Annotated in this window: 16 protein-coding genes and 1 tRNA gene; 3 read left to right on the top strand and 14 right to left on the bottom strand. The window is 64.1% G+C overall.

Annotated elements, in window-relative coordinates; genetic code table 11:
- Positions 1–18 precede the first annotated feature (18 nt).
- From minE to map, 5 genes are all read right to left on the bottom strand, one after another.
- Positions 19–273 carry a cell division topological specificity factor MinE gene (gene minE, locus P0D80_RS35830; protein WP_091796304.1) on the bottom strand — a complete coding sequence of 85 codons (255 nt, stop codon included), beginning with the start codon at positions 271–273 and terminating at the stop codon, positions 19–21.
- Between the two features lie 14 nt (positions 274–287).
- Complete coding sequence (minD, locus tag P0D80_RS35835; RefSeq protein WP_063495093.1) at positions 288–1,103, bottom strand: septum site-determining protein MinD; 816 nt, start codon at positions 1,101–1,103, stop codon at positions 288–290.
- Between the two features lie 103 nt (positions 1,104–1,206).
- A complete protein-coding gene (gene minC / locus P0D80_RS35840; protein ID WP_132375628.1) occupies positions 1,207–2,055 on the bottom strand; it encodes a septum site-determining protein MinC in 849 nt (282 codons plus the stop codon).
- Positions 2,056–2,277: 222 nt separating this feature from the next.
- On the bottom strand, positions 2,278–2,811 hold the full coding sequence (locus P0D80_RS35845) for a GNAT family N-acetyltransferase (protein WP_408180667.1): 534 nt from the start codon (positions 2,809–2,811) through the stop codon (positions 2,278–2,280).
- A 198-nt stretch (positions 2,812–3,009) separates the two neighbouring features.
- Positions 3,010–3,795 carry a type I methionyl aminopeptidase gene (map, locus tag P0D80_RS35850; RefSeq protein ID WP_408180668.1) on the bottom strand — a complete coding sequence of 262 codons (786 nt, stop codon included), beginning with the start codon at positions 3,793–3,795 and terminating at the stop codon, positions 3,010–3,012.
- Positions 3,796–4,164: 369 nt separating this feature from the next.
- On the opposite strand from map, the gene P0D80_RS35855 reads away from it, so the two are divergent.
- Positions 4,165–5,157: an alpha/beta hydrolase gene (locus P0D80_RS35855; protein ID WP_408290912.1), complete on the top strand. Its 993-nt coding sequence runs from the start codon at positions 4,165–4,167 to the stop codon at positions 5,155–5,157.
- Here the strand turns inward: P0D80_RS35855 and P0D80_RS35860 are convergent.
- From P0D80_RS35860 to P0D80_RS35890, 7 genes are all read right to left on the bottom strand, one after another.
- The gene (locus P0D80_RS35860; RefSeq protein WP_408290914.1) at positions 5,117–5,632 is read right to left on the bottom strand and encodes a chalcone isomerase family protein; all 516 of its coding nucleotides are present in this window, start codon (positions 5,630–5,632) and stop codon (positions 5,117–5,119) included. The two genes, P0D80_RS35855 and P0D80_RS35860, sit on opposite strands and share 41 nt — an antisense overlap.
- A gap of 1 nt (position 5,633) precedes the next feature.
- Positions 5,634–6,845 carry a class I SAM-dependent methyltransferase gene (locus P0D80_RS35865; protein ID WP_408290916.1) on the bottom strand — a complete coding sequence of 404 codons (1,212 nt, stop codon included), beginning with the start codon at positions 6,843–6,845 and terminating at the stop codon, positions 5,634–5,636.
- A 12-nt stretch (positions 6,846–6,857) separates the two neighbouring features.
- Positions 6,858–7,721: a DUF1365 domain-containing protein gene (locus tag P0D80_RS35870; protein WP_408180672.1), complete on the bottom strand. Its 864-nt coding sequence runs from the start codon at positions 7,719–7,721 to the stop codon at positions 6,858–6,860.
- A complete protein-coding gene (locus tag P0D80_RS35875) occupies positions 7,718–9,019 on the bottom strand; it encodes an NAD(P)/FAD-dependent oxidoreductase (protein ID WP_408290919.1) in 1,302 nt (433 codons plus the stop codon). The genes P0D80_RS35870 and P0D80_RS35875 overlap by 4 nt, the downstream gene beginning before the upstream one ends.
- A gap of 390 nt (positions 9,020–9,409) precedes the next feature.
- Positions 9,410–9,499, bottom strand: a tRNA-Ser gene (locus P0D80_RS35880).
- Positions 9,500–9,672: 173 nt separating this feature from the next.
- On the bottom strand, positions 9,673–10,968 hold the full coding sequence (gene serS / locus P0D80_RS35885) for a serine--tRNA ligase (protein ID WP_408290921.1): 1,296 nt from the start codon (positions 10,966–10,968) through the stop codon (positions 9,673–9,675).
- A 103-nt stretch (positions 10,969–11,071) separates the two neighbouring features.
- Entirely contained in the window at positions 11,072–12,385 is a 1,314-nt protein-coding gene (locus P0D80_RS35890; RefSeq protein WP_408180675.1) for a replication-associated recombination protein A, read from the bottom strand.
- 292 nt (positions 12,386–12,677) lie between these two features.
- On the opposite strand from P0D80_RS35890, the gene cytX reads away from it, so the two are divergent.
- The gene (gene cytX, locus P0D80_RS35895; protein WP_408290923.1) at positions 12,678–13,994 is read left to right on the top strand and encodes a putative hydroxymethylpyrimidine transporter CytX; all 1,317 of its coding nucleotides are present in this window, start codon (positions 12,678–12,680) and stop codon (positions 13,992–13,994) included.
- Between the two features lie 79 nt (positions 13,995–14,073).
- Here cytX and speB read toward each other — a convergent pair whose 3' ends face one another.
- Complete coding sequence (speB, locus tag P0D80_RS35900) at positions 14,074–15,063, bottom strand: agmatinase (RefSeq protein ID WP_012432090.1); 990 nt, start codon at positions 15,061–15,063, stop codon at positions 14,074–14,076.
- 170 nt (positions 15,064–15,233) lie between these two features.
- Between speB and P0D80_RS35905 the strand changes: the two genes are divergently transcribed.
- Positions 15,234–16,154 carry a LysR family transcriptional regulator gene (locus P0D80_RS35905; RefSeq protein ID WP_132375648.1) on the top strand — a complete coding sequence of 307 codons (921 nt, stop codon included), beginning with the start codon at positions 15,234–15,236 and terminating at the stop codon, positions 16,152–16,154.
- A gap of 77 nt (positions 16,155–16,231) precedes the next feature.
- Here the strand turns inward: P0D80_RS35905 and lolA are convergent, their stop codons facing one another.
- A complete protein-coding gene (gene lolA / locus P0D80_RS35910) occupies positions 16,232–16,966 on the bottom strand; it encodes an outer membrane lipoprotein chaperone LolA (RefSeq protein ID WP_408290926.1) in 735 nt (244 codons plus the stop codon).
- Positions 16,967–17,105 lie beyond the last annotated feature (139 nt).

The following is a 17,105-nucleotide window of genomic DNA, read 5'->3' on the forward strand; positions in this document are numbered from 1 at the left end:
GAAACAGGCTTTAAGCGATCAGGCCTGCGGTATTTCGATCTTGACCTCGAGCACTTCGAGATCGTCCTGACGTTCGAGACTCACGCGAATATCGTCATTGGAAATCTTCACGTACTTCGAGATCACGGCCACCAATTCGCGTTGCAACGCAGGCAGGTAATCGGCAGGCGCATGGCCGCCGGCGCGCTCATGCGCGATGATCAACTGCAGGCGTTCCTTCGCTACCGACGCGGACTTCTTCTTCTCGCCCAGCAAAAACGAAAGAATCGACATTACGTGCGCTCCCCTTACTTGGTGCCGAAGAGGCGCTGCAGCAGCCCGGGCTTCTGGTAGTCGGTAAAGCGAAGCGACTTCTGCTCGCCGAGGAAACGCGACACGACGTCTTTATAGGCTTCGGCCACATCGGTGCCGTCCAGATGCACCGCCGGCAAACCCTGGTTCGATGCGTGCAGCACCGCTTCCGATTCCGGAATCACGCCGATCAGATCGATGCGCAGGATTTCCTGGATATCGGTCAGCGACAGCATTTCGCCTTCGCTGACGCGCTTGGGGTTGTAGCGAGTGATCAGCAGGTGTTCCTTGATCGGTTCCTTGCTTTCGATTGCGCGCTTGGTCTTCGATGACAGAATGCCGAGGATGCGGTCCGAGTCGCGCACCGACGAGACTTCTGGATTCGTCACGATCAGCGCTTCGTCGGCGAAATGCATGGCGAGCAGCGCGCCCGATTCGATACCGGCCGGCGAATCGCAGACGATGAATTCGAAGTCCATCGCGATCAGATCGTTGATGACCTTCTCGACGCCTTCCATCGTCAGCGCGTCTTTGTCACGCGTCTGCGAGGCCGGCAGGATAAAGAGGTTCTCGCACTTCTTGTCCTTGATGAGCGCCTGGTTCAGATTGGCTTCGCCCTGGATCACATTGATCAGGTCATACACCACGCGGCGCTCACAACCCATGATGAGGTCGAGGTTACGCAGGCCGACGTCGAAGTCGATCACGGCGGTTTTGCTGCCACGCAGAGCGAGGGCCGATGCAAAACTCGCGCTCGTGGTCGTCTTGCCCACGCCACCCTTGCCCGAAGTCACCACAATGATTTTTGCCATTACCCTTACCTTGTGTTCGTCAAATTCGTCAATTATGCGCGGCCATATTTGCCGTGAAACGCAGCGTGCCTCAGATCGATCGAGGCAGCGCGCTTCACGTCGCTTACGTGAGCCGCAGCGGTTCGATCATCAACTTTTCTTCTTCGAGCCAGATCTGCACCGGCTTGCCGAGCACGTCGGCCGGCAATGGGTTCTCAGTCGTTCGATAGATGCCTGCGATCGAGATGAGTTCCGGCTCGAGACACGTGCAGAAAATGCGCGCGTCGTGATTGCCCTGCACGCCGGCCAAAGCCCGGCCGCGCAGCGGCGCGTAAATATGGATGTTGCCTTCCGCGATCACTTCGGCGCCGTAGCTCACGAGCCCGAGCACCACCAGGTCGCCCTTGGCATAAATCCGCTGGCCGGAGCGCAGCGGCTTGTCGACCACCATGGTTTGCGACGACGTGGCAAGACGTACCGGCTCCGCGGCGGGAGCGGGTTCGACGGCGGCGGCCGTGGCCGGTGTGCCGTTTTCCGGCGTGCCGGCGGCGAGCTCGAACAGATCGGCCGGCGGCGTGGCCGTGGCGGCGGTGACGACCGGCGCCGCTGCGGCGGCGTTGGCGCTGTCTTCGTCCGCGGATTTCGCGGCGGCGCCGCGGCGGTCACGAGCTTCCAGAAGCGGCAACTGCGACTCCGCAGCCCACGTCTGCTGCGCGTTGGCGACCACGCCGACCGGGCGCATGCGCACGCTGTCGAGCAGTTGCGCGATGTCGGCGAGCGGCACGCGTTCGTTCTCGGCGAGACGGCGCACGTCGATCGCGACGACGTCGTTAGCGAAAAATTCGGGGGTCGCCTCGAAGCGCCGGGTCAGTTCGGCACGCATGGCGTCGAGGTCGGTTGTCTTGACCACGAACAGGAGCGTGTCGACAGAGCCGCTGCGAAGTTCGAAAAAGGGCGATTTCTTGGGCGACATAGCGTTCGGCAAAAAATTTTGCGTATTTTACAGGCGTCGACGCGCGCGGCCAGCTTTTTTGCCGGGAGAACGGGCCGCCACGATGACGACGCGGCCCTGCACAGGCAACGCGACGGCCTCGCAGTGGCCATTCAGGCCGCGCATCGCGCCGATGACCCGGCGACAGACGCTGAAGAGACGCGGAAGGGAATCGAGCGGCAGACTGTTGCGCCGCTCGCGAGATCACTGCTGAAACACCTGGGACGTGGTCGGCACGTGTCGCACCAGCAGGCTTTCGGCCTGGTCCGGTGCGCGCATGACGCGCCGGTGCTCGCCGGTCGGACCGAAGCCGAGCGCCTCGTAAAAGCGCATGGCATTGCGGTTGGCGTCGGCGACCCACGCGTAGATTTCCGTGGCGCCTTCATTCGAGAGCCACGCGGCGGCCGAATCGACCAGCAGCTCGCCGCCCCGCAGATGACGCACGGCCGGCGCCACCCACAGTTCGCAAACGAACGCGCGGCGCGCCGCGGTGTCGTCGAAGTGCGCTTCGATCAGTCCCGCTGGATGGCCCTCGGTGTAGAGGATGAAGGTGGTGATGATGAAGGAAACCGCGTGATCCGCGGCGGTGGCGTCGAAACTGGCGGCGTCGGCCGACAACGCGTCCTCGAGCGTAGCGCCGAAGGCATAGGGTGCCTCCCGCAGCGACGCAGTACGGAGTTCGCGGAAAACGGCGCCCTGATCAGCGGCGATACGGCGAACGGTCAATGACGGACTCATGCAGACGAAAACCCCTTGAAACCCTAAGGCGTAGCTTTAACCGAACCGGCGCGAGAGTCAAATCATTCTTTACCGGAATGTGGCGCGCGCCGCAGGAAGTCCCCTTGGGAGGCTACATATGGAGCATATCCAGACTCAGCAGCATGCCGCGCGCCTGCCTGCGGCGCATGCGCCGGACGCAGTACACGCCATGCATGGTCATGGCGCTTCGTAGCTACCGGTGCCGTCCGGCCACGGTGTCAGCAGTTCATAGCCGTCGTCGGTCACGGCGATCATGTGTTCCCATTGCGCAGACAGCGAGCGGTCCTTGGTGACCACGGTCCAGCCGTCGCGTTGCACCGCGGTGCCCGCGCGGCCGGCGTTGATCATCGGTTCGATCGTGAAGACCATGCCCGGCTTCAGACGCACGCCCTGCCCTGGCTGGCCGTAGTGGAGCACTTGCGGGTCTTCGTGGTAGACCTTGCCGATGCCGTGCCCGCAATAGTCGCGCACGATCGAGAAGCCGTCGCGCTGCGCAACCTTCTGAATCGCGTGGCCCACGTCACCGAGGGTGGCGCCCGGCTTTACTTCGCGGATGCCGGCGAGCATCGCTTCATAGGTCGTGTCGATCAGCTGGCGCGCCACCGTGCTCGGTTGGCCGACGCAATACATGCGGCTCGTGTCGCCGAAGTAGCCGTCCTTGATGATCGCGACGTCGATATTGATGATGTCGCCGTCTTTCAGGATCTCGCCGCGATTCGGAATGCCGTGGCACACCACCGAGTTGACCGAGGTGCACACGGTCTTCGGAAAACCCAAATAGCCGACATTTGCCGGAATCGACTTTTGCGTATTGACAATGTAGTCGTTGCACAGTGCGTCCAGCTCTTCGGTGGAGACACCGGCCTTGACGTGCTCGCCGATCATCGCCAGCACGTCGGCCGCGAGGCGGCCGGAAATGCGCAGCTTGGCGATGTCGTCGGGAGTCTTGTAGGTAATGGCCATGAATTCGGTCGATGTGGGTCGAATGGGAGGTCGATGTTCAAATCGATCGGCCAATTGTACAGAGGATCGCCGCCGAGCCTCGGCGAGCCGCACCAGACTCGCCGCGCCGGGGATTTCGTCGCAACGTTTTGCTCGGAAGAATGGAGGCTCTTGGGTGCGCGTTTTTGGGTCGTCGCATCGCGTGAGCAGCAGATGTCCGCGACATTGGGTATGCGAACCATTTGAGGAGCGTAGCCATGTCGGAGTCCGGCGACAAATCAGCATGACTTATCGATGCATCCGCTCGCAGCGCCAAGCACTGCCTGCATCCGCTTTCGGGATTCACGCGTACATGGTTCGAAAGCATCTCTTCGAACGGACCCGACTCTCATGCCTCGACGCCTGCTTACCTTGACCGCCGCGTTGGCGCTCGCCGCTCTCGGCGGCTGCAGCGCCGCCGGCGTGCTCAACGCCGCCGTATCGCACAAACATTTCCGGGCCGAGAACGGCCTGGCTTACGGCAACGCGCCGCGCCAGAAACTCGACGTCTACGTGCCCACCACCGACGCGCCGCCAGCCGCTTCACACGGCCGCCCGGTCGTGGTGTTCTTCTACGGCGGCAGTTGGCAGACCGGCTCGCGCAACAGCTACCTGTTCGTCGGCGCGGCGCTGGCGTCGCGCGGCTTCGTCGCCGTGCTGCCGGACTATCGGACGTGGCCCGACACCGCCTTCCCCGGCTTCGTCGACGATGCGGCCACGGCCGTGCGCTGGGCACGCGACCACGCGGCCGAGTTCGGCGGCGACTCGTCGCGAATCTTCCTGATGGGACATTCGGCGGGCGCGCATATCGTGATGCTGCTCGCCACCGACGGCCGCTATCTCGCCGCGCAGCAGATGAACAAAAACGATATCGGCGGTGTGATCGGCCTGGCCGGCCCGTATGATTTTTTGCCGTTGCACGACGCCACGCTCGAGGAAATCTTCCCGCCCGCGTTGCGCGCCGCGAGTCAGCCGATCAACTTTGTCGCTGGCGACGAGCCGCCGATCTTCCTCGCGGCAGGCCAGCGCGATACCACCGTCGATCCGGGCAACACCGATAGGCTAGCGGCGAAACTGCGTGCATTGGGCGACGCGGATGTCGAAGTGAAGCACTATCCGCGCGTCGGGCATGCGCTGCTGGTGGGCGCGTTTGCCGGGCCGTTGCGCGGCTTTGCACCCGTGCTCGACGATGCGAGCGGGTTTATCCACAAGCAGACGAACAGTGAAGCGCGGCGTTCGCGTGACGGTGCGGGTGATGTGCAAGGCGACGTTTATCGAATGCGCCGGCAGCGCGCGAAGTCAGCTACCGCGCCGCCGTGCCCAGCAATTGCTTGCGTAAAGTAGGCGCGCGCGTCGACGGATCGAGCCAGATGCCGAAGAACGCGCGCGCGAACGCGGGATCGTCGAACTCGCCGGTCATGCGGTCGCCGACATAGAAACGCACGCCTTTGTCCGGCAGATACACCGCGCTCAACTGATCGCCGGGGCCGACATCCACGAAGGCCTGCAGCATGTCCGCGCGCCAGCGTTCCAGTGTATCGGCCGGAACCGGCGCGGCAGCCAGGCGTTTGATCTCGCTGATACCGGTGTCCGCGAGGCGCTCGCGCTTGATGCCGCGCGCGTAGACGATGTGCAGCGCGAAGCGTTCGTCGTAATCGACCGGCACGCGCTCGCTCCACATCTGCGCGCGATAGAGCCGGAAGCCGAACACGCTGAAATCGCCTTCGCCGACGAGTTGCGCGGATTGCACGTCGCCGCGCCAATCGGCGCAGGCGGCGCTTGCCCACAACATCAGCGCGAGAGCGGTGAACGCGCGCACGTCAGTCGGCCTTCGAGAGCACGAACTGCATCACGTCCGTGCGCCCTTCGTCGAAGCCGGCTTCGCAATACGCCAGATATAGGCGCCACGTGCGCACGAAAATCTCGTCGAAGCCTTGCGTGCGGATCGTGTCGAGTTGCGCTTCGAACGCGCTGCGCCAGCGGCGCAAGGTCTCCCCATAATCGCGGCCGAAAGCGAGCGACGTGCGCGTCACGAGCTTGCAGCGCCCTGCGGCTTCCGTGAAACGCTGCGGACTCGGCAACATGCCGCCTGGGAAGATGAACTCGCGGATAAAGTCGCTCGTCGCGCGATAAGCGGCAAAGTGCGAGTCGTCGATCGTGATGGTTTGCACCAGCGCGCGAGCGCCCGGCCGCAGACGTTCGCGCAGAATGCGAAAGTACGCCGGCCAGAATTTTTCGCCGACGGCCTCGAACATTTCGATCGATACGATGCTGTCGTACTGACCGGTCAAGCTGCGGTAGTCGCGCAATTCGAGTTGCACGCGATCGCTCAGGCCTGCTTCGTTCACGCGCTGCTGCGCGAATTCGAGTTGTGCCGGCGAGATCGTTACGCCATGCACGTGGATGCCCAGACGCGCCGCGTGCATCGCAAACCCGCCCCACCCGCAGCCGATTTCCAGAATGCGCATGCCTTCGCGCAAACCGAGCGTATCGACGATCCGTTGATACTTCGCACGCTGCGCGTCTTCGAGTGATTGATGGACATTGCCGTCGAACACCGCGCTCGAATAGGTGAAGCTCGCGTCGAGCCACTGCGCGTAAAACGCATTGCCGATGTCGTAATGCGCGTGAATATTGCGCCGGCTGCCCGAACGCGTGTTCGGCCTCAGCTTATGGCGCAGCCCGTACCAGAGTTGCGCGAGCCAGCCGCCATACACCGTGCGTTGCAGCGCACGCTCGTTGCGGATCGCGACGCGCAGCAGCGCGGCCAGGTCGGGCGTATCGACCCAGAAGGCGCGCCACGCGTCCGCGAAACCGATGTCGCCTTTGCGCAGAATCGCGCCGCACGCGCGCCAGTCACGCAGTTCCAGGCGCGCCGCGGGCGCCGCGTGCGGATCGCCGAACACGCGCTGTTGACCGTCGGGCGTGATCAGAACCAGATGCCCCACCTGGATCCGCTCGAGCAACGAGAGAAAGAGACGGCCTGACGCGGGGGCGGTTTGGTGCCCGCTCAGGGTTCTTGAAAGCGCCATGGCTGAATCTCCTCAATCGGACGAAATAGGGCGCGCGGCGGCGGATGGTCGGCCGGCTGCGGCGTGGTCGGTGGGCGCGTCGCCGGTGCGGGCCGGCGCGGGATGCTTGCCGTGAAACGGCGCTTTCTTGAGAGCAAGGCGCAAGGCCTGCCAGTGGATTCTCGCGACGACACCAACGGTCAGCAGCGGCTGACGCAGCAGCGCGGCGAGCGCGCTCGCGCGTGTTAGCGGCGTCAGGCGGCCGCCCAGTGCGGTGCGGATCAACAGACCGTCGGCGTCGTGATAATCGATCGAGACCGACGCGCTGTTGGAAGCTTCCCTCACGCGAAAGGTGTAGCCGCCTTCCACACGGCAAAACGGCGACACGTGCAGCACTTTGCGGCACATGAGCCGCGTATTCGCGGCGATCGGCGCGTTGCCGTTTGCGCTGAGCAGATAGCTGTGGCGCTCGCCGAATGTGTTGCGCACTTCGGCCAGCAGCGCGCGCAACCGGCCGTCGCGGTCGTGACAGAACCAGAAACTGACCGGATTGAACGCGTAGCCGAACACGCGTGGGAAAGCTTGCAACCAGATCCGGCCGTTCGCTTCTTCGACGCCCGCGGCCGATAGTTGCTCGCGCATCCAGGTGGCGAGTTCGCGGCCGTCGCGCGGACCGTGGTCGCGTCGATACAGACTGAGCGGCCGCCATCGGTCGATGCCGAACCAGCCGCTATCGAGCGAGGCCAGTCGATCCAGGTCGCAGCGCACGTAAAACACCGGATACGTGAAGCGATGATGTTTTGGCCGCAGTCGCTCGTGCATCACCTTGCCGGTCAGAAGCCAGGCTGCCGGAATCGAGGCGGCAATGTCGCTATCGCTGTCGCTCGGCGGTTTCATAGCCTGGCCCATGGCGGCGATGCGTCAAAATCGGCGGCAACGCGCAGCGCCGATTTCAGACCGTCCTCGTGAAAACCATAGCCCGTCCATGCGCCCGCGAACCACGTACGGCGCTTGCCCTGCAGTGAAGGCAGACGATGCTGCGCGTCGATCGCGGCCAGATCGAACAGCGGATGGTCGTAGACGAAGCGGCGCAGTTCGGTGCCCGGCGCCGGCTGGGTCACTGGGTTGAGCGTGACGACGAGCGGCGTCTTGAACGGCAGCGGCTGCAACTGATTGACCAGATAACTGACGCACACCGGATGCATGCCGTCGATACTGCGGCTGCCCAGGTAATTCCACGCCGACCACACGCGCTGACGACGCGGCAACAGGTTCGTGTCCGTATGCAGCACCGCGACGTTCGGTTGATAGCGCACCGCCGCGAGCACGCCGCGCTCGTCCTGATCGGCGTCTTCCAGCAGCCGCAGTGTGGTCGGTGCGTGAGTGGCGAGCACCAGCGCGTCGAAGCGTTCCGTGCCGTTGTCCGTGAACACGTCGACACCGTCCGCGTCGCGCCGCACGCCGCGGACTGCCGTTCCGATGCGGACGTCGTCGAGCGTGCTTGCAAGGCGCTGTACGTACTCCCGACCGCCGCCGACCACGGTCTTCCACTGCGGCCGGCGATTCACCTGCAGCAGCGCGTGGTTCAGGCAGAAGCGCAAGAAGGTGGTGGCCGGGAACGCGAGGATGTCGGCGGTGGCACTCGACCAGATCGCGGCGGCCATCGGCAGCAGATATTGACGCTGGAACGCGCCGCCGTAGCCGCCTTCGGTCAGTAGTTCGCCCATCGACGCGCGCGTTTGAATCGCCAGTTCGAGGTTGCGTTGCGCGCTGCCGTTAAAACGCATGATGTCGCGCAGCATGCCGATGAAGGTCGGCGACAACAGGTTGCGGCGCTGCGCGAACACCGTGTTCAGACTGGTGCCGGCCCATTCGAGGCCGCCTTCGTCGAGCGAGACCGAAAAGGTCATGTCGCTCGGATGCGATTGCACGCCCAGTTCGGCGAACAGCGCGAGCAGGTTCGGATAGGTGCGGTCGTTGAACACCAGGAAGCCGGTGTCGACGGGGTGCGTGTGGCCGTGGAGCGTGACATCCACCGTGTTGGTATGGCCGCCCAGGTAGCCGGCCGATTCGAATAGCGTGACCCGATGATTGCGCGCCAGCAGATACGCGCTGGCCAGACCCGAAATGCCGGCGCCGATGACCGCGACCCGCGAGCCGCGCGGTAGTGGTGAGGTCGGTGCGGAATGGGGCATGGGCGCGTCTCCTGGTCGGGGCGCGCGGTTGGTCAGTCGGGTGTGGCGGGGTTGCGCGTCCTTGAGGGGATTTACGCAGCGAGGAAGGGAATGGATGCGTTTAGCCGCGATTGCGGAGTCGATTCAGTTTGGCGGCCGGTCTGCGGACGACAATGAACAGTGAGTCGTTGCGCCGCGATTTGGAGCGATGGGCGGAGATCGATGTGGAGTTGTATCGCGGAATGTTGACGTGGCGCTCGATCGCGCGGCGACCGCGAGACGAAGCTGATGCGGTAGCTGTGGGTACTCTCGATGCGGTCAGCGGCTCGATCCATTGATCGATCGCCACGAGAATCGTCGAACGCGCTCAGCAGAAACGAAAACAGGCCCCGAAGGGCCTGTTTTCTGAATTGGCGGAAAGGGTGAGATTCGAACTCACGGTACCCCTAAAGGTACACTGGATTTCGAGTCCAGCGCATTCGACCACTCTGCCACCTTTCCGGGTCTTCTTACTCGCAGCAACGAGGTTGCTTAGGTCACTGCAGAGTCAGATCCAAGCGGGTCGTTGCTTGGGAGAAAAAGATTATAAAACAGCTGAATTCGATTTCCAAGCCCCTCGACAAAAATTTTTCGAAGAGGCTTGGAAACGACAACAGCGACCCGCTACGCTCCAATCAGGCAGCCGGCAATTCCAGCCGCTCCACACCGCCGAGGTACGGACGCAACGCCGCCGGCACGGTGACCGAACCATCGGCGTTCTGGAAGTTCTCGAGCACCGCCACGAGCGTACGGCCCACGGCCAGACCCGAACCGTTCAGCGTGTGCACCAGCTCCGGCTTGCCCTGCGCATTGCGATAACGCGCCTGCATGCGGCGAGCCTGGAACGACTCCGTGTTCGAGCAGCTCGAAATTTCGCGATAAGTATTCTGCGCCGGCACCCACACTTCCAGGTCGTACGTCTTGGCCGCCGAGAAACCCATATCGCCCGTACACAGCGTGATCACGCGGTACGGCAGTTCCAGCTTCTGCAGAATCGTCTCAGCGTGGCCGACCATCTCTTCCAGCGCGTCGTAAGACGCTTCCGGCGCGACGATCTGCACCATCTCGACCTTGTCGAACTGATGCTGGCGGATCAGACCGCGCGTGTCGCGGCCATACGAGCCCGCTTCCGAGCGGAAGCACGGCGAATGCGCGGTCAGCTTGACCGGCAGCGCGTCCGCTTCGAGGATGCTGTCGCGCACCGTGTTCGTCAGCGAAATTTCTGAGGTGGAGATCAGATACTGCGTAACCGTGTTCTCTTCACCGCCCTTCTCGACGCGGAACATGTCATCGGCGAATTTAGGCAATTGGCCGGTGCCGTACAGAATTTCCGGATTCACGATGTACGGCGTGTAGATCTCCGTATAGCCATGCTGCTGCGTGTGCGTGTCGATCATGAACTGCGCGAGCGCGCGATGCAGCCGCGCAATCTGGCCGCGCAGCATGGTGAAGCGCGCGCCCGAGAGCTTCGCGCCGGTCTCGAAGTCGAGCCCGAGCGGCGCGCCGACATCGACGTGATCCTTCACTTCGAAGTCGAACTGGCGCGGCGTGCCCCAGCGGCGCACTTCGACGTTGCCGGTTTCGTCATCGCCCATCGGCACGCTTTCGTGCGGCAGGTTCGGCACGCCGAGCAGCAGGTCCGACAGACGCTTCTGGATCTCGTCCAGCTTGGCCGCCGACGCCTTCATTTCGTCGCCGATGCCGCCCACTTCGGCCATCACCGCCGACGTGTCCTCGCCCTTGCCTTTCATCGCGCCGATCTGCTTCGACAGGCTGTTGCGGCGCGCCTGCATCTCTTCGGTACGGGTCTGGGTATCGCGGCGTTCCGCTTCGAGCGCGGTGAAGGCCGCCACGTCGAGGGTATAGCCGCGGTCGGCGAGGCGTTTGGCGACGCCGTCGAGGTCTTTGCGCAGCAGCTGTATGTCGAGCATGGGATGGGGCGGGTGTTCGTTATATGAAGGTGGGATTTTAGCGCACCGGCGCGGGCGGCCGGTGCGTTAGATGGTGAACGCGTGCGGATGCCGCCGCAAACCCTCACCCCTTCTTCGGCTTGTTCTCGCTGCGCCACTGCGCGTCGAGCTCCGCCAGACGCGCCATCTTGTCACCGATCTTGCCTTCGAGCCCGCGCGGCGTCGGCTCGTACCAATGCGGATCGCGCATGTTCTCCGGCAGGTAGGTCTCGCCGGCCGCGTAGGCATCGGGTTCATCGTGCGCGTAGCGATACTCGTGACCGTAGCCGAGTTCCTTCATCAGCTTGGTCGGCGCGTTGCGCAAGTGCACCGGCACGCCGCGCGACTGGTCCTTGCTCACGAAGCGGCGCGCCTCGTTATACGCGTTGTACCCGGCGTTCGATTTCGGCGCGACCGCCAGATAGATGATCGCCTGCGCCAGCGCCAGCTCGCCCTCGGGCGTGCCGAGGCGCTCATAGGTTTCGGCGGCGTCGAGCGCGATGCGCGCGGCGCGCGGATCGGCGAGGCCGATGTCTTCCCACGCCATGCGCACGATGCGGCGCGCCAGATAACGCGGGTCCGCGCCGCCGTCGAGCATGCGGCAGAACCAGTACAGCGCACCGTCCGGGCTGCTGCCGCGCACCGATTTATGCAGCGCGCTGATCTGGTCGTAGAATGCGTCGCCGCCCTTGTCGAAGCGGCGCAGATTTTCGGCGAGCGCGCTGCCAAGCAAGGCGCCGTCGATCTCGGTGGTCTTTTGCTGCGAGGCCGCCCGGGCGACGATTTCGAGGTTGTTCAGCAGCTTGCGGCCGTCGCCGTCGGCGGAACCGATCAGGGCGTCGCGGGCTTCGTCGGTGAACGTGAGGCCGCCGAGTTCCTGCTGCGCGCGTTCGAGCAACTCGCGCTGCTCTTCGTCGTTCAGGCTTTTCAGCACATAGACGGCCGCACGCGAGAGCAATGCGCTATTCACCTCGAACGACGGATTCTCGGTCGTCGCGCCGACGAACACGAACAGTCCCGACTCGACGTGCGGCAAGAACGCATCTTGCTGGCTCTTGTTGAAGCGATGCACTTCGTCGACGAACACGAGCGTCTGATGCCCGTTCGCGCGATGAATCTGCGCGGTCTCGACCGCTTCGCGGATGTCCTTCACGCCCGAGAGCACCGCGGACAGCGCGATGAACTCGGCATGGAACGCATCGGCCATGAGCCGGGCGAGCGTGGTTTTCCCAACGCCGGGCGGGCCCCAGAGGATCATCGAATGGGCCTCGCCGGATTCGAAGGCGACCCGCAGCGGCTTGTTCGGGCCGAGCAGATGCTTCTGGCCGATCACTTCGTCGATATTGCGGGGCCGCAGGCGTTCGGCGAGCGGAACATTGGCACGGGTTTCTTCAAACATGACGTTTTGGGGATAATCTCGGCTTTTCCGGACGCGGTCCGTGTGAAGGCGGCGTACTGCCGGTGAGCCACGCCAGCACGCGAAAGTGCGGGCAACGTCCTGCATTATGACAGTGACGGCGCCCGGACGAAGACCGCGCGGCGCGCCGGGAGGACTTGGGCGGCTGGGCCGGGCAGAAATCCGGCAGCGAATGAAGCAACCCGATAAGCAACCGCGGATATAACAGCAAACGCAACCGCCGACCCAACTTCACAGGTAAGTTTGCAAGCAACACCAACAGGGACAAGAACAGATGGCACAAGATCCACTCGCCGGCGACGCCGGTTCCACCTACGCACCGCTCACGCCGGTGCCCGACGCGCGCCGCGCATTCCGCACCGGCGACGCGTTCGCGCTCTGGTTCTCGCTCGGCATCGGCCTCCTGGTCGCGCAAGCGGGCGCGCTGCTGGTGCCAGGATTGTCGCTGCCGCATGCGTTGCTGGCCATCGTGATCGGCAGCGTGATCGGCGTGGTGCTGCTGGCGCTGGCCGGCGTCATCGGCACGGATACGGGGCTCGCGGCAATGTCGTCGCTGCGGCCGACGCTCGGCGTGCGCGGCGCTTCCGTGCCCGCCGTGCTGAACGCGGTGCAACTGGTCGGCTGGGGCTCGTTCGAGGTGATCGTGATGCGCGACTCCGCCGACGCCCTCGCCAAACAGGCCTTCGGCCTCTCCATGCCGCTCATCTGGACCGTGATCTTCGGCTTGCTCGCGACGCTGCTGGCGATCAGCGGCCCGCTGTCGTTCGTGCGGCGGTTTCTGCGCACGTGGGGCATCTGGCTGCTGCTCGCGGGCGCGGCGTGGCTCACGTGGAATCTGCTCGCCAAGCACGATTTGGCTGCGCTGATGCAGCGTCCGGGCACGGGTGAGATGTCGTTCGGCGGCGCGATCGATCTGGTGGTGGCCATGCCGCTGTCGTGGCTGCCGCTGATCGCCGACTACACGCGCTTCGGACGGCGCCCCGGCGAAACCTTCCGCGGCACGCTGCTCGGCTACGGCATCGCCAACGTCTGGTTTTACGCGCTCGGCGCGATCTACGGCCTCGCGGCAGGCGGCGGCGACGCTCTGCTGACGGGCGCGCTGGCGCAAGCCGGCGGCGGCCTCGCCTTGCTGCTGATCCTGATCGACGAAGTCGACAACGCCTTCGCCGATATCCACTCGGCCGCGGTGTCGACCGGCACGGTCTGGGCTCGCGGCAGCGTGCCTCTGTTGTCGGCGGCGTTCGGTGCGTTGTGCACGCTGATCGCCGTGGCCGTGCCGATGGCGAAGTATCAGAACTTCCTGCTGCTGATCGGCTCGGTGTTCGCGCCGCTGTTCGGTGTGGTGCTGGTGGATCACTTCATCGTGCGCAAGCGCCGCATCGAAGCCGCCGCGCTCGCCGACGTGCGCGGCCGTTACGGCTTCTCGGGCGGCTGGCATCTGAGCGCGTTCCTCGCGTGGGCCATCGGCATCGTCGCGTATCAGGCGATCAACCAATGGCTGCCGAATCTCGGCGCGACGCTGCCCGCGCTGGTGATCGGCGCGGCGTGCTATCTGGTGTTCGTGTCGACGCGCAAGACGGCGTATGCCTGAGTCTTGAGCGAGCGTCACGCGAACCCAGAAATGCGAAAAGGCCTGCAAATGCAGGCCTTTTCTTATCACGCAAGTCGCTTCAGCGCGTGGACGCCCGATACTCGACGCCCGGCAACACGCACAGCAATTCGAACGCCAGATTCGCGCCGAGCAGCGCGGTCGTGCCGAACGGATCGTACGGCGGCGCGACCTCGACCAGATCGCAGCCGACGATGTTCAGCCCGCGCGAGCCGCGAATGATTTCCAGCGCCTGCGGCACCGTCAGGCCGGCGATTTCCGGCGTGCCCGTACCCGGCGCAAAGGCCGGATCGATCCCGTCGATGTCGAACGTGATGTACACCGGACCGTCGCCCATACGCTCGCGAATACGCGCCATCAACGGCACGAGCGACTGGTTCCAGCACGCCTCGGCCTGCACCACTTCGAAGCCCTGATCGCGGCACCAGTCGAAGTCTTCCGCCGCGTAACCCGTGCCGCGCAAACCGATTTGCACGACACGATCGCAATCGAGCAAGCCCTCTTCCACCGCGCGCCGGAACGGCGTGCCGTGCGCGATCTTCTCGCCCATCATCGTGTCGTTGACGTCCGCGTGCGCATCCACGTGAATCAGGCCGACCTTGCCGTGCTTGCGATGAATCGCGCGCAGGATCGGCAGCGCGATGGTGTGATCGCCGCCGAGCGTGATCGGCTTGCAATCGTGCTGGAGAATTTCGTCGTACGCGGTTTCGATGCGCTTGATCGAATCGTGCAGGTTATACGGATTGATCGCGACGTCGCCGAGATCGGCCACGCGCAGCGAATCGAAGGGCGCCGCGCGCGTCGCCATGTTGTACGGACGCAGCAACACGGACTCGCTGCGGATCTGGCGCGGACCGAAGCGCGCGCCGGTGCGGTTCGAGGTGCCGAGGTCGAACGGCACGCCGACGAAGCAGGCGTCGAACCCTTCGGCCGAGCCGACGTTCGGCAGCCGCATCATCGTTGCGATGCCGCCGCAGCGGGGCATGGCGTTGCCGGACAGCGGCTGCGGCCGTTCGCCGGCTTCTGGGGAAATGAAGGAAGAGGTATTCATCGTGTCTCGGCAATGAAAAGGGGGCAGCAAGCAAAATCGTGCAGACCGGCCGAGGAGAAGCATCAAAACCGCACCTTGCCGGGCGAATCTCGATTCTTGAGCAGTTTTCGAGAAGTTAAAATACCGACGGAATAAACTTCACATTGATTCTCAGCGATGTATCCTGACCTATGTTCTCCCAACTCACCGATCTCGACCTGCGGCTGATCCGCGTATTTCTCGCCATTGTCGACGCGGGCGGCGTGTCGCCGGCCCAGGCGACCCTGAACGTCGGCCAGTCGACCATCAGCACGCAGCTTGCCACGCTGGAAACGCGCCTCGGCTACCGGTTGTGCGAGCGCGGCCGCGGCGGCTTCAGCCTGACCGCGCGCGGCGAGCAGTTCATCGACGCCGCCCGCGCTCTGCTCTCAGCCGTCGACACCTTCGGCATGCAGGCGCGCAACGTCGGTCGCAAGCTCGTCGGCACACTCGATATCGGCATGATAGGCCACACGCCGGTGTCGGCGAGCGCGCGCATCAGCGACGCGATCGGCCGCTTCCGGGCGCGCGATCAGTCGGTGCGGTTTTCGATTCTGGTGCGCTCGCCGGGCGAACTCGAAGAGTTGCTGTTGAATGGGCGGATTCAGATCGGCATCGGCTATTTCTGGCATCGCGTGCCGTCGCTCGAATACACCGAGGTGTTCGCGGAAGATCAGTTCGCTTATTGCGCGAAAGGGCATCCGTTGTTCGCTCAGGCCGGCGAGGTGCCGCCTGCCGAGGCCGCGCAGCATGAATGGGCGTGGCGCAGTTATCCGCTGCCCGAAGCCGAAAGTTCGACCACGCCGCAGAACGTCACCGCCGTCGCCGACAATATGGAAGCGGTCGCGATGCTGGTGCTCTCCGGGCATCACCTCGGCTATCTGCCCGGGCATTTCGCGGCGCCGTTCGTCAAGCAAGGGCTGCTCGGCGCGCTGAATCCGGCGCAGATGCGTTACCGCGTCGCGTTCCACATGGTCACGCGGGCGCGGCAGCATCGCACGGATATCGTCGAAGCATTCATCGACGACATGAAGGCCGCGCATCCGGTGCAGGTTCTGGAAGTGGACGAGTAAGTTAGAAAACGCGTGCAATAAAAAAGCCGCGCTTTCAGGCGCGGCTTTCTCTGCACTTCGTCTCGCCCCAAGGCGGCTTATCCGTTGATCACGTCCGCGCCCTTCGGCACCGTGAACTTGAATGCATCGGCCGGCAGCGGCGGATTCTTCTGAATGTTCGAGAAGGTCAGCAAAGTCACGTTGCCGAACACGTCGTGCAATTCCATCGCTTCGAGATTGCCGTCCTTGAAGCCGATGCCGACGCGTTGGAATTGCGTGTCCTTCGCCTTCGGCGTCAGTTCGAGCCAGTCGATGCCGGCCTTCACCCCCGCATCACGCAGCGTGAAGTTCTTGTCCAGATCGTTGCTGCCGAACAGGATTGCCGCCGGGCTCGCGCCGAGCGCGCCGCCGAGGCTGCGCACCGTCACCTGATTCAGATCCTTGTCGTACACGTAGAGCTTGTCGCCGTCCGCCTGCAGCAGTTGGGCATACGGCTTCTCGTATTGCCAGATGAATTTGCCGGGACGCGCGAACGTGAACGTGCCGCTCGACGTGCCGGTCTTGCCGGTACCCGTGGTCGACAACGTGCCGCTCGCACTTTGCGCCTTGCTCGGTGCCCGCACTTCCTGCTGCACGAAAGTGCCGCGCGCCGAATGCACTTGCGCGACGAACGCCTTCAGTTGCTCGGTGCCGCTCGCGAACGCCTGCGACGCGAACAGCACCGACGCGCCGATCGCCACGCTGCCCACGCTACGCATGAGGGTGCGGGCAAGCTGACCGAAACGGCTGGATTGAGCATTCTCTCGAGCGTGCTGCTGCGCGAATAGCTGCATGTAGTTTTCTCCCTTGATTGAATTCGTTGAGCGGCCGTGGTCGTGGGCGCACGGGCGATCCTTGTGTGCCCGCGGCGATGAGCGCCTGGCGCAAAGCCAGATGGCTTGCCCTCGGCCGGCCATGCTTACGTGTTATAGC

It is taken from the genome of Paraburkholderia sp. RL17-373-BIF-A, assembly GCF_046030175.1.
In the GTDB taxonomy this organism is placed as follows: Bacteria; Pseudomonadota; Gammaproteobacteria; order Burkholderiales; family Burkholderiaceae; genus Paraburkholderia.